Annotated in this window: 12 protein-coding genes and 1 other annotated feature (1 of these 13 cut by a window edge); of the genes, 5 read left to right on the plus strand and 7 right to left on the minus strand. The window is 51.9% G+C overall.

Annotation, left to right across the window (positions count from 1 at the left end):
* Window positions 1-158 (plus strand) — a binding site (T-box leader); it begins 105 nt to the left of the window's first position.
* 202 nt (window positions 159-360) lie between these two features.
* A complete protein-coding gene (asd, locus tag CHH67_RS07575; protein WP_095264565.1) occupies window positions 361-1,446 on the plus strand; it encodes an aspartate-semialdehyde dehydrogenase in 1,086 nt (361 codons plus the stop codon).
* Between the two features lie 161 nt (window positions 1,447-1,607).
* The gene (locus tag CHH67_RS07580; protein WP_095264566.1) at window positions 1,608-2,063 is read left to right on the plus strand and encodes a GNAT family N-acetyltransferase; all 456 of its coding nucleotides are present in this window, start codon (window positions 1,608-1,610) and stop codon (window positions 2,061-2,063) included.
* Between the two features lie 177 nt (window positions 2,064-2,240).
* On the opposite strand, the gene CHH67_RS07585 is transcribed toward CHH67_RS07580, so the two are convergent.
* The 6 genes from CHH67_RS07585 to CHH67_RS07610 form a co-directional block, all read right to left on the minus strand.
* Window positions 2,241-4,373: an ATP-dependent helicase gene (locus tag CHH67_RS07585; protein ID WP_095264567.1), complete on the minus strand. Its 2,133-nt coding sequence runs from the start codon at window positions 4,371-4,373 to the stop codon at window positions 2,241-2,243.
* 99 nt (window positions 4,374-4,472) lie between these two features.
* Window positions 4,473-5,255, minus strand: coding sequence for an ankyrin repeat domain-containing protein (locus CHH67_RS07590; RefSeq protein ID WP_095264568.1), 783 nt, complete (start codon window positions 5,253-5,255; stop codon window positions 4,473-4,475).
* A 95-nt stretch (window positions 5,256-5,350) separates the two neighbouring features.
* A complete protein-coding gene (locus tag CHH67_RS07595) occupies window positions 5,351-6,451 on the minus strand; it encodes an ArnT family glycosyltransferase (protein WP_230875597.1) in 1,101 nt (366 codons plus the stop codon).
* Between the two features lie 186 nt (window positions 6,452-6,637).
* Window positions 6,638-6,868 (minus strand): hypothetical protein, encoded by a 231-nt coding sequence (locus CHH67_RS07600; RefSeq protein WP_095264570.1) that lies wholly within the window; start codon window positions 6,866-6,868, stop codon window positions 6,638-6,640.
* Window positions 6,869-6,944: 76 nt separating this feature from the next.
* Complete coding sequence (locus CHH67_RS07605) at window positions 6,945-8,786, minus strand: bifunctional diguanylate cyclase/phosphohydrolase (protein WP_095264571.1); 1,842 nt, start codon at window positions 8,784-8,786, stop codon at window positions 6,945-6,947.
* Between the two features lie 265 nt (window positions 8,787-9,051).
* Window positions 9,052-9,675: a DUF5317 domain-containing protein gene (locus tag CHH67_RS07610; RefSeq protein WP_095264572.1), complete on the minus strand. Its 624-nt coding sequence runs from the start codon at window positions 9,673-9,675 to the stop codon at window positions 9,052-9,054.
* A gap of 311 nt (window positions 9,676-9,986) precedes the next feature.
* Between CHH67_RS07610 and CHH67_RS07615 the strand changes: the two genes are divergently transcribed.
* Together CHH67_RS07615 and nfsA are read left to right on the plus strand one after the other, a co-directional pair.
* Entirely contained in the window at window positions 9,987-10,190 is a 204-nt protein-coding gene (locus tag CHH67_RS07615; RefSeq protein WP_095264573.1) for a copper ion binding protein, read from the plus strand.
* A gap of 425 nt (window positions 10,191-10,615) precedes the next feature.
* Complete coding sequence (nfsA, locus tag CHH67_RS07620; RefSeq protein ID WP_095264574.1) at window positions 10,616-11,356, plus strand: oxygen-insensitive NADPH nitroreductase; 741 nt, start codon at window positions 10,616-10,618, stop codon at window positions 11,354-11,356.
* Window positions 11,357-11,508: 152 nt separating this feature from the next.
* Here the strand turns inward: nfsA and CHH67_RS07625 are convergent, their stop codons facing one another.
* Complete coding sequence (locus tag CHH67_RS07625; protein WP_095264575.1) at window positions 11,509-12,030, minus strand: cysteine hydrolase family protein; 522 nt, start codon at window positions 12,028-12,030, stop codon at window positions 11,509-11,511.
* A 247-nt stretch (window positions 12,031-12,277) separates the two neighbouring features.
* On the opposite strand from CHH67_RS07625, the gene CHH67_RS07630 reads away from it, so the two are divergent.
* Window positions 12,278-12,763: a helix-turn-helix domain-containing protein gene (locus CHH67_RS07630; RefSeq protein WP_095264576.1), complete on the plus strand. Its 486-nt coding sequence runs from the start codon at window positions 12,278-12,280 to the stop codon at window positions 12,761-12,763.
* The last annotated feature ends 207 nt before the right edge of the window (window positions 12,764-12,970 follow it).

Genomic DNA, 12,970 nt, shown 5'->3' on the forward strand with positions numbered 1-12,970 from the left:
CACATCGGAACTGTGAGCAGGGATGGTGTGACAGGAGCTCCTGTTACAGAGCTAGAGTATTATGCATTGCTGAAGAAATGCCGTACTCGATGAGGTCAATATGGTGACATATTGGCAAATCTGGGGTGGTACCACGAGGATCCGATCTCGTCCCTAAGACCGCGGTCTTGGGGGTGGGATTTTTTTATTTGGATCATGAAATGGAAAAATGCAGCACACTTCAGGAGAGAACACACACCGCAGGCTTGCCGTCGGAATAGTGTTCTAGTAGAAGGAATCGTGCGAAGTCGGATCAGACGAACAACAGCTGAAGGAACAGGCGAATCATGAAATACACATAGAGGAAAGGAATGAACTGATATGTCTCAAAAGCTAAAAGCCGGAATTGTCGGCGGAACAGGAATGGTGGGGCAGCGGTTTGTCCAGCTGCTGGACGGCCACCCTTGGTTTGAAGTGACCGCGATTGCTGCCAGCAGCAGCTCGGCGGGCAAAACGTATGAGGAATCTGTTCAAGGCAGATGGAAACTGGATACACCGATTCCGGAGAACGTGAAATCGATCGTTGTTCAGGATGCTTCCAAGGTGGAAGAGGTCGCTGAAGGCGTTGACTTTATTTTCTGCGCGGTCGATATGAAGAAGAATGAGATTCAAGCGCTGGAAGAGGCTTATGCCAAAACAGGCACGCCGGTGATCTCCAACAACTCGGCTCACCGCTGGACGCCGGACGTGCCAATGGTCGTTCCTGAGATCAACCCCGGCCATATCGAGGTCATTGAAGCGCAGCGCAAGCGTCTGGGGACGAAAACCGGATTCATTGCGGTGAAGCCGAACTGCTCCATTCAAAGCTATGTGCCTGCGCTGCACGCGCTGCGGGAGTATCAGCCGGTGAATGTGGTGGCTTCTACGTACCAGGCGATTTCCGGGGCCGGGAAGAACTTCAACGACTGGCCTGAAATGCTGGACAACGTAATTCCGTACATCGGCGGCGAGGAAGAGAAAAGTGAGCAGGAGCCGCTGCGCATCTGGGGCAGCATTGACAACGGCCAGATTGTGAAAGCGAGCTCGCCAATTATCACGACCCAATGCATTCGGGTTCCGGTTACCGATGGCCATCTGGCGACCGTGTTTGTCTCGTTTGACAACAAGCCGACGAAGGATGAGATTATCGATCGCTGGCGCCAGTTTAAAGGAAGACCGCAGGAGCTGGAGCTGCCAAGCGCACCGAAGCAGTTCATCACCTATTTCGAGGAAGAGAACAGACCGCAGACGAAGCTGGACCGCGACATTGAGCGCGGCATGGGCGTCTCGGTAGGCCGTCTGCGCGAAGATACGCTGTATGATTACAAATTCGTCGGGCTGTCGCACAATACGCTGCGCGGCGCCGCAGGCGGTGCGGTATTGATTGCCGAGCTGCTGAAGGCGGAAGGTTACATTCAGCCGAAGTAAGGGCGCGGGAACGCGGACTCGCGTCCGGAGACTCAGCCTTAGCATGATGATGATGCCGTTTGATCAGGCTTCTCCCTGAACCAAAGGGATAATGGTGCTAAGGGTGGTGGAAAGACAGCAGGCGCCCAGCCTGACATGAAATAGAATGGAGCCAACATGACATGGAAATCAGACGGGATGATTTAAGCGGGTCGGAAATCAGGGCCCTTATTAGCGAGCACCTGCATCATATGTTTGAGACCTCTCCGCCGGAAAGCGTGCATGCCCTTGATCTGGAAGGGCTGAAGAAACCGGACGTCACGTTCTGGAGCCTCTGGATCGAGGGGGAGCTGGCTGGCTGCGGCGCGCTCAAGGAACTGGGTCGCGAGCATGGCGAGGTCAAATCGATGCGTACGGCTCACGCACATCGCAGACAGGGTGTCGCCCGCCATATGCTCGCCCATCTGCTGGAAGAAGCGCGGCAGCGCGGATACCGTCAGGTGAGCCTGGAGACAGGCTCGATGGAGGCTTTTGACGCGGCGCGCAGATTGTATGAAAGCTTCGGCTTTTCCTATTGTGACCCGTTTGCAGACTATGAAGCGGACCCGAACAGTGTGTTTATGACCAAAGTGCTGTAGCTGCCGCAGGGCCGCAGCCGTTAGAGTTTGATGGTCCTTCCTCGACCTCGAAGCTCTCCCGGCGCCTCATTCACCACTAGATGGTTCGCCCCCTTGGTTAATCAACCTATACCGGGGATGAAATCAATAAGCCCAACAGCAATCGCTGTTGGGCTTATTGGTCTTCCTCTTCCTATGTCAGGTGGAAAGTGTGGCTTTCGAGGAGGAAGCAGCCGTTTGCCGGACGGCAGCGGCTGATTCTTCACGCTGCTCATCCCGGGCGAAGACATCCCGGAAGAAGCGGGATACCTCAGTCTTGCGTCCCCGGCAGTAAGCCGGGGAGCTGATGATCAGCTCATCCTTGGCCCGGGTAACCGCCACATAGGCCAGCCGCCGCTCCTCTTCCAGCGCCGCTGCGGCCTTCTCCTCCTTGCTGGCCAGCGGGTGATGATCGTCCAGCTTCTCGGCATGGAGCGCTGATGAATGGGGGAGTATGCCTTCTGACGCGCCGATCAGACAGACGGACGGGAACTCGAGCCCCTTGGACTTATGAATCGTCATCAGCTTGATGGCGTCGGCGTCTTCATCCCGTTTCATGGCTGCCATCTCCCGGTGCACCACGATCAGGCGGTCAACAAACTCCACAAAGTCCTCCACACGCTCAAATCGTTTGGCAGATGCCTCCAGCTCGTCCAGACTCTCCTGAATAAATTCTTTATGCAGCGTAGCTTCCTGCCGCTCGTCCGCCTCCAGAAACTTGTTGTAAAATCGCAGCCGGATCTCCTTGATCGCATCCACCGGAGCGAGAGCATGGAGCGTGCGAATGAGCTTCAATCTTGCCCGGATCGACTCGATCTGATAGGGCTTCAACCCCGGATAAGAGAGCAGATGGGCGAGCGGCCCTTTCTTCGGCCTTGGCGCGTCCTTCTCGCGAATGAACGACATCCCGGCATCGCGGTTGATGTACAACGTATGGATGAGGCCCTCCATCGCGGTGAAATTGCGCCGATGAAGCGACAGGCGCAGATGATCCATCACCGGCTTGACGATCCACTGCTCGTAGAACAGCTCGGTGTGCTCGTAATGAATGAACGGAATTTCGCGCATCACCAGCTGCTCGAAGAAGGCGCGGCTGTCATTGCCCGTCCGGTACAGCACGGCGAAATCCCGGAAGGACCGGCCATGCTCCTTGACCTGGTCTGTAATATGGGCCAGCAGCAACTCGGCTTCCCGGTCCGGGTCCTCCGGACGCACATATAACGGCACGCTGCTGCTTTTGCGGGTGGAGCGCAGCTGTTTCGGACGGCGCTTCTGATTGAACCGGATCAGCTCGTTGCCGAGCCCGACAATCGAGGAGAGAGAACGGTAGTTGGTATCCAGCGTGACGATTCTGGCGCCCGGGAAGGTTTGGTCAAACTCGAGAATGAACTCGTTGCGCGCCCCGTTGAAGCTGTAGATCGTCTGATCATCGTCCCCGACCACCATCAGGTTGCGGTGCTGGGCTACGATTCGTTTGAGCAGCTCATAAGGCAGCAGCCCCGTGTCCTGGAACTCATCCACCATCACATACCGGAAACGCCGCTGCAAGGAAGAGAGAAGCCGATCGTCCGTGGACAGCAGCTGGTAGGACCAGACCAGAATATCGTCAAAATCCATGTGCTCATGCTCCTGCTTCCAGGCCTCATAGCGGGCAAAAATCTGTTTCTGCTCCACCTCTGCCGGCGTCTTCACGGTCAGTTCATCCAGACCGACCATATTCATGCGATAAGCGGACCATAGGGAGAGCAGCGTTTCGGCATCATAGCTGTCCTGCAGCCCCATCTCCCGCAATATCATCTTGATGATGAATTGCTGATGGCGCGAACTGCTGAGTATTTTCTGCCTGTAGCCGCGTGTACGCAGTAAATAAAGGAAGAAGGAATGAAAAGTTCTGGCCGTCACCTTGCTGGCGTCGGATGAATTCAGCCCGGGCAGGGACAGAATCCGTTCCTTCATCTCGGCAGCTGCCTTGGAGGAGAAGGTCACGAGCAGAATAGAGGCGGGGTCCACGTTCCCGCATGCAATTAAATAGCCCGTTCGGCTGACCAGAACGGAGGTTTTGCCAGATCCGGCTCCGGCCAGGGTCAGCAGCGGACCGTTCAGATGCCGAACGGCCTGCAGCTGCGCCCGGTTCAGGTGCAGGCCCGCCGACTCCAGACCGCGGAAGAAAGAAGCGTCCGGCTCGTCATCGCGAAGGATGGTTCTGCTCGTTTCGCTCGAAGCCAGCTTCGCAAAAGGGATACTTCTGCTAATACTGCCGTATGGGCGTTTATAAAAAGGGTTAGATGTCATGAAACTCACCAATCAAAAGTGATATGTAAATCGAGAGTACAGGTCTGTTCAAAGACATGCTTACCCAGTGTAACGGATTATGCGCCGGAAGGGAAGAACTTAGCGGGAGGTGAGATATTTCTCCAGCTTCTCGTAGATCGCGCTCCCTTTGTCGGCGTAATCAAGCGGCATCTTGCCGTGCGCATCCTTGATGGTGGCATCGACCTGGTGCACGTTCAGCAGTTTATCCAGATAGAAGTCGCTCTGATGGATAACGGCCATATGAAGCGGCGTCTGCCCCTCCAGATTGCGCAGGTTATAATCCAGATTGCCAGCCTGTCCGTCGAGGTTCACGACAGGTTCGTAGAGAGATTCGTTCTCACTCATGATGATGTAATGCAGCAGGCCGTTGCCTGTCGCTTCGTCCTTGGACACGAGCGTAATTTCCCCGGCAGCAACCATCAGAAAGATCTTCTCGATGATGATTTCACCGTTAACCTTCAACCGGTCTCCTAAATCACTCACGATTTGTCTTTCAAAAAGGCTGCTTGGCGCGGAAGGGGAATACGAGGATGAAGAGGAAGGCGGCGGGAAATCGGATGCTGGGGCTGAAACAGAGCTCTCTGGGCCCTCCTCTTTCACTATGCCGATCTGGTCGGACTGGACGGAACTGACCCGATAACCGAGCGCATTCGAATACTCACGAACCGGTACATACAGCTTGTTATCAATGACAACCGGCGGGGCAGACAGCTTGACCTCTTCGTTGTCAACGACTACAGCGATTTCTGACGGAACCGCTTTCAAATAATAGGCTGCTCCAACGGCTGTTCCTGCCGTTAATGCCGTTCCGACCACGGCACCTAGCACAAAGCTAGGAATGGTCGTCCATTTTTTCTTCACAATACCAACCTCCATCTATTTCAGAATATAAGGAATCCATAATATACCATAACATAAAAATCCCGGTGCGAGAAAATATTCTCTACCGGGATCGGTCAGCTGCGCAGCAGCCTGGACTTATGAGCATACAGAATGGCCTTGTCTGCCAAATAAGCGGTATAGAGAAGCAGGAAGACCGCATACGGAAAGCCGGTTCCGTCCAGACTAGGGACCATCCACTCGGCTGCCAAAAAATACAGCAGCGTTAGCAGCACCGGCAGCTGGCGCTTGAGCCGGTACATCCAAAGGGTCCAGACGATGCCGCCCACGCCGATATAGAGCAGCAGCAGCCGTACGGCATCGAGCGCCGACTGCATGACGCGGCGGGCCTCTTCATCCCCGAATGAGCTGGCGTAGCGGGTCGTGTGGCCTCCGAAGATGCTGCGGTACAGATGGGTGAATGTGTGCTCGCCGAGATAGCGGGCCTCCACCCACAGCGGCGCGAGGTTCCACGGACCTGGAAGAACCTTCAACTTATTCAATAGCGGGATGTTCAATAGCCAGGGGGACATGATGATGACATACCCGGCGAGAATCAGCAGCGTGCCTCCGGCGACCACCTTGAGCGGGCTTCTGTATCTGATCCAGAAGGCGACGAACAGGACCGGATAAAGCAGCGCCTGCAGGTTGTAGCAGGCCATGAATGCAGTCAGCGCTCCGGCGACGACATACCAGCCCGCCTGTTTCAGCTCAAGCGCGCCGATGACTGCGCAGACGAGCAGCAGCATCAGCGCCTGCATCGTAATGTCAGGCAAGATCAGCCGGACGGCTCCATAGGCAGGCCAGTATAGCGCATAGATCAGGCAGGCCAGAAAGGCGATTCTCGGATTGAACATATACCTGGACAGTACAAAGACCAGGTACACCGACAGTGCGTGCAGCAGACACTGTAGCAGCTGGTACGCGACCAGGGCTTTGCTGGTGCTGCCAATGAGGGCGGTAAGCCCCGCGATGATGAGAGGCACACCGGGCATGACGCTTGTCGCAAGATCGATATCGCTGCTATGGGAATGGCTGATCAATGCCGCGCTGTCGATATAGCGTTGTTCCATGACCCGGCTGACATCGTAGGAGCTGCTGTTTCTGCCGGTCAGGACGAGCAGGAAAGACATGCAAAGGACAATAGCAATCAGCGAAAACAGCATTTTTCGCTGCATTCGGTTTAGCGTCCATATGGAAAACAAAGTTGCTCCACTCCACTCTTTATTTTTATCGTGAAGACATTTCGATTATGGAACTGATGGTATTACGCTCTTCTATATTAATGAAAAATGAAGAAAATAAAAAGACTCCGCATTATACGGAGTCCCGAATGATTCGCTTTCACGGTCGGCTGTGTATCCTCAGAAGCCGCGGTTGTACTTGGCAGGACTGGAAGAACGGTTCTTGGAAGTGCCATCGCGCTGCTGTTCTTCTTCCATTTCCAGCATGACATCCTCCATCGGGATCGGATCGACGTGCTGCTCGCTCTCGAATTTGTCAAACAGGCTTTCCTTCTCAGTCGGGTACTGTTCCGGATGGTCCCGGTTGCCCGGCCCGTTATCCAGTGGAAGATCCTTCTTATGCTCAGCCATGATCTCACCTCATTTACCGTTGATACTACCTTTATACCTTTTTTTGAGGCGGCTCAAACATGGGGGAAGCAGATGATTACACTTCCGCACCGGCAGCAGGCTCCTGACGCTCCAAACTGCGCTGCTCGATATAAGCGATGAACAGCTCGACGAGCTCGGGATCGAACTGGGTGCCTGCACAGAGGCGCAGCTCGGCAATGCCTTCCTCGAACGTCTTCGTTTTCTGGTACGGTCTCTCGGTGGTCATGGCGTCGAAGGAATCGATAATGGTCAGCATCCGGCACAGCTTCGGAATCTGTTTGCCCTTGAAGCCATGCGGGTATCCATGGCCATCATAACGCTCGTGATGAAGCTCGATAAACGGCACCAGTTCTTTAAATCTGTCGTTGGTTTCCGCAATGCGTTTGCCCCAGCTTACATGACGCTTGACCGTTTCCCATTCCGCCGGCGTGAGCTTGTCCTTTTTATTCAGAATCCCCCAAGGGATCTCCAATTTGCCGATATCATGGATCAGAGCGCCAAGCACAAAATTGCGCCGTTCCGTATTCGTCAGCCCGAGAACCTCGCTCATATCCATGGCATAGCGGAACACCCTTTTCGAATGCTTGAATGTGTCAACGTCTTTATACAGGAACAGCTTCAGCTGTTGTTCAATGTCCCGCACATCTTCGGTGAAGTCGATTTCGGACTCCTTTTTGGAGGCGCTGCCGTAAACATGGACGATGTTCTTCCCCTGCTTCTTGGCATAATAGAGCGCTTGGTCCGCCAGATCAACGAACTGGGACTTGTCATGAATATCGACCTGATACGTGGCGACACCAGCCGAGAAGGAGAGGCATCCCGAAGGAAAAATCTCTACACCGTCAAAATAAGTGTCATTGAGCTTTTTGCGCAGCCGATTGATGAACAAGCCCGCATGCTTCTCATCGTATCCCGGCATCAGAATCGTAAATTCCTCGCCGCCGAAGCGGGAAGCGACCACTTCCGCAACCTTGCATTCTTTTTTCAGAAAACTGCCAAGGAAACCGAGCAGCATGTCGCCTTTCAGATGCCCGAACTGGTCGTTGTATTTTTTGAAGTCATCGATATCGATCATAGCCAGCGATAGTGCAGTATTCGAAGCGGTCGCTTTCTTGATCTCCGCATCCAGCAGGCTTTCGAAATAGCTGTGGTTGTATAAGCCCGTGCGCTGATCCTTGATGGCTTTTTCCTGGGCTTCGTTGTACATGCTGAACAGCTGCTTGAAGGAATAGGAGAGCATCACGCTCAGCCCGATGAACAGCGCAAGCCCGAAGATGCCGTTGTGCACAATAAGCACGGATAATACAAGTGAGAGAATCAGGGTGCTCAAATAGACGAGCAGGGTATCTTTCATGAAATTTTTAAGAATGTCATATAAAGATCCACGGTACAGCAAGTAGTAGTAAAATCCGATGAGGAATACGTTAATAAGGAAATATACGAGCAGCGCTGCGAGATAAGCGCCGAACTTGTCGTTGACCATAGGCCCGGTGATTCCGCCTGCAGCCTGAAAGATCAGCGCAGAGCCGGCAATCATGAGCGTGTATATCGAAAAATTTACGAAATGCTTCCAAACGGGAATTTTCCGGTCATATAATGCCATTGCCACCGTATTAAACAGAATGATGGTCAGGGCGAAAGGGGCACCATATATAAAGATGCAGGCCAGATAGATCGAAGAATCCATGGACTGCAAATTCCCTTCGGGAGGGAGCTGAAACGTAAAATAGTTCAGAATCATGGCAGCGCCCAGCATTGCATATACCCAGACCCACTGAGATGGGGTATAGTGGAGAAATTCTCCTCGATGCATGAATACAAATATCAGACAGCCCATTAGAGAAATAAAAACGAAGTACAATTGTCCTGCGATTTGTGGACGCTTCAGAATGGACATAAATGATTTCTCCTCAAAAAGTGCAATGGTTTTTCTCCACATTTTAAGGTATATTGGGCGGCAAGACAACGCTAAAGACGTAAAAAAACAGGCTGAGAGACCAGCCTGTTTCTTCCTGGATCACATTGCGCCTCCCAATCTGTAACCGGAAGTCAGTGCGATGACTACGGAAGCCACGATGATCGCATTGATGACAATGCGGGAATATTTAATCTGGTCAAGCTTTTTCATTCGTATTTCCCTCCCTTCAACTTGGTATGATGTATTATAAATTTTGTGGTTCAGCATGTTCAGAGCGATCAGGGGTGCGGCTCAGCGTCTTTGCAGCGGCACTCTTGCCGGATGTCATCAGGTTCACGATGTAGATAAAGATGCCGATATTCATAATGATGTCCCCGATGCTGATCACCTGTCTTCTTGGATAGGGCGGAGCCAGAGGGATAATGTCACCAAGAAAGGCCAGGCGTGTAGAAGCATCCATTAAATAGTGCTTGGTAACGGTCGAGCCGTTGCGCAAGATTTCCACATAATACGGATCAAGGACCGCTTCGACGGCTTGGATGGATACGGGCATTCTGCCACCATTGACAGCCATAACCAGAAAATTCAGAAATACACCAGCCAGAATGCTGGAGAAGCCTTTCTGCTCTCTGTTCAGCCAGAGAAACAGCATGCCAAAAATGTAAATCAGCATAAAAACATAGCCACTAGCTAATGCAAGCCAGTCGTAATTGTCTTGGAATCGGAAGATCAGCAGCTGTACGATCAGAAGGATCGGGAAGATGAAGCCGCCCTTAAGGCGAATTCTGCTGAATTGCTGCAAGCCGTGGCGGAGGCCGCCTCGGATCAATCCGACAAATAATCCAAGAATAATGCCGTCAAAGACCATAATCGATTCCTACTTTCAACTTTCATGTGTTCGTTATAGAAGGTTCGACAACGGGTTTGCAATTCCTGCAGCAGCATCCGATTATAGAGATGGATTTCGATAGGATAAAATTATAAAAAATGGATAATCAGCAAGAAATCTAGCGATTTATGTATCATTATATCATGGACAAAGGATAAATCTTCCTACTTTTTTCGTGTTTTTAGAATTCAGAAACAGGCAGTCTATAGTCCTTGTTTCTTTTGACATACCTATGGGGGGTATAGTACAGTGGGAGTAGCTTAAATCTTTGAAACAAGGAGGAAACCATCATGCAACAGGTGACATTGACTGTGGAAGGGATGTCTTGTAATCACTGCGTAGCTTCCGTTGAAGGCGCATTGAAGGAAGCGGGGGCAACCGGCAAGGTCGATCTGGCAGCGGGGACGGTAACCGTAGAGTACGACGAGTCGAAGCTGAGTCTGGATTCGCTCAAGGAAGCTATCGAAGAACAGGGCTACGACGTCGTTTCCTGATATTTCGACATTTATCAACAACTCCAATTTTCGACATATGAACCGGCCGTGGCTGATCCAGCGAGCCGGTTTTTTTGCACCGTTTTTTTAAGCTCCGATCCTTTCTGCTGGGCAGGGGAGTGCAGAGTATATTTTATTTTGGGCTTGCCCGGAACGAACAAGACGTCATGGACTCTATGGCGGTTTGGGGGCTTTTGTTCTCCGGAACGTGGCGGGGAGGGATGGGCAGCTCAGCGTTCCTGGTTCTATGGGTCCGGGCGCGCAGGAAATATGAAAGCCCTTTCCGACAGATGCGGGAAGTTGCACTAGCGGGGCCCGCGTTTCATAATAAATGAGTAAGTCAAAGAGCAAGATACAATCACCTGCGCGGCAGGTGTCCCTTGTTACAATATGAAATGTGATATGGTGAAGGAGGAAGTTTGGCGATGAATGAGACGCTGGCATTACTGATGAATCATCGGTCGATCCGCAAATATTCGGACAAGCCGGTGAGCGAGGAGCAGCTGGCTGCTGTTGTGGCCGCGGGGCAAATGGCATCCACCTCCAGCAACGTGCAGGCCTATACCGTGATTGCGGTGACGGATTCGGATAAGAAGCAGGCGCTGTCCAGACTGGCTGGAAATCAGGCCTATATCGTGGAATGCCCGGTATTCCTAGTATGGTGCGCGGACCTGTATCGGTTGAAAAAGAGTGCGGAGCCGCATCTGGGGGACAGCCCGACATATGAAGATTCGACGGAGAACTTCATTGTGGCGACGGTGGACGCCGCCCTGGCTGCGCAGAATGCAGCAGTTGCCGCCGAGTCGCTCGGCATGGGAATCGTGTACATCGGCGGAATTCGCAATGCGATTGCCGAAGCCTCGGAGCTGCTGGAGCTGCCGGAGCTTGTCTACCCGGTGTTCGGCATGTGCCTCGGCTATCCGGACCAGGAACCGGGACTTCGTCCGCGGCTTCCTCAGCCAGCGGTGCTCCATCGGGATCGCTATGATCCGGGGGCGCTTGCGGAAGTGAAGACGTATGACGAGATCTCCTCGGCCTATTTGGCCGAGCGCACGAATGGTGCGAACACCGCGCCGTGGTCCCAGTTGATGGCTAAGCGGCTCGCAGAGCCTGTCAGACTGCATATGCAGGATTTTCTGAAGCAGAAAGGGTTTATGAAGCGGTAATGTGGGATGAAGCAAGGTAAACGGGCGGATGGATGGGCAGCAGGCCTTTCGCCGCCGCTGAGGCTGAGCAAGAGAAGTTTGCTTTATGTGAACGAAAGAAACCGGACGGATTCAAGGAGGTGGCCTCCTTGCCGTCCGGTTTTATTGTGGAATCAGAACACAATTTCCTCGCTTGGGTAGACCCGGGCAAACCAGCGCAGCACTTCATTATGATGCTTGATAATTTGAGCTGCCGTCATATCTTCATGGCCCCACGTACTGTGCGCATCCGAGGCTAAAGTCACTTTGTATCCCATGCTGAATGCTCTTCTGCAGGTGGTATCCACACAGAGATCGCTCTTGATTCCCGTGAGAATGACATGCTCAATGCCAAGCTTCTTGAGTTCCTCATCCAGTGGAGTATGAAGGAAAGAGTCCGGCGTTTTCTTATGAATGATGATGTCATCCGGGGCAGGCGCGATATCAGGGTGGATTTCCCAGTCCCTGGTTCCGTATTCCAGAGGTTCTCCGGCTGCCTCTTGATGCTGGACGTAGATGACAGGAATGTTCTTGGAACGCGCTTTAGCTAATAGCTCATTCACATGGTGCAGCAGCTGATCTCCGTTGTATACGGCATTTCCTTCCTGGAACATTCCGTTCTGAACATCAATGACGAGCAGTGCCTGTTGTGTCATCGTATATCTCCTTATCCATTAAATTAATAATACTGTCGCTTTTGGAGCTCATCCGATCATGAGAAGCGATATGAACCACGGAATCGGCTTTATATTCAATATGGATGCTCACTCCTTATCAATAAGGTAGCTCTTTTCGCATGCTTTGACAACCTGAGCTTTGGAAGAAAGTAGATTTCTATTGATCGATTCCATATATTTACTTACTATGAAAGCAAGTTGTATGTAATGTCAGGAGGTGCGGCCTATGGAGGAAGCAGCTACAATTCGCGATCATTTGGCACAGTACTTGCAGTGCAATGGGATGACGATCAATCAGTTTGCTAACAGGACAGGTTTGAATTCAGGAACTATTAGCAGAATTATCAACCATAAGCAGTCCATATCGATGGGGCAACTGGAGCGAATTACATCTGGCATGAATCTGCCTGAAGACTATTTCTTTCATTTATACATTGACGAATGTCTCTATTATTCCGCTTCTTCTTGGAGGAGGCTGCACCCGTTTCTGCTCCGCTGCGCAGAGCTTGGCCGGCTGGATTGCATCGATCAGGCAGCACGATATCTCTTGGACAATCTAAGTTATGTGCCTAAGCTGTTCGAGGTTGCCGAGGCGTTGTATCATCGCGGCAGTAAATCGGCAGCAGCTCTGCTGTATGAACTGGTTAGTGAGAGTGAGAAGTATCAGCACTCCGAGCGGCTGGCTTTATGCCAGTATCGCTTGTTAAATTGACCTTTAAATGTTAAAGAGACACACTTTTCTCTCTCCGTAAAATAGAAGAACGAGCAACGATTCTACATTGAAATATTATGATATGGATCTTTCAAAAGAAACGTATGATTTTTTTATTGAATTAATGAGAGAGATGAACACGGAAATAATTAAATTACTCTTGCAATTATTTCAGATTCAATTAGAATGATGAGCAAAAAGTATGGT

The organism is Paenibacillus campinasensis, from assembly GCF_002272015.1.
GTDB lineage: Bacteria > Bacillota > Bacilli > Paenibacillales > Paenibacillaceae > Paenibacillus_AQ > Paenibacillus_AQ campinasensis.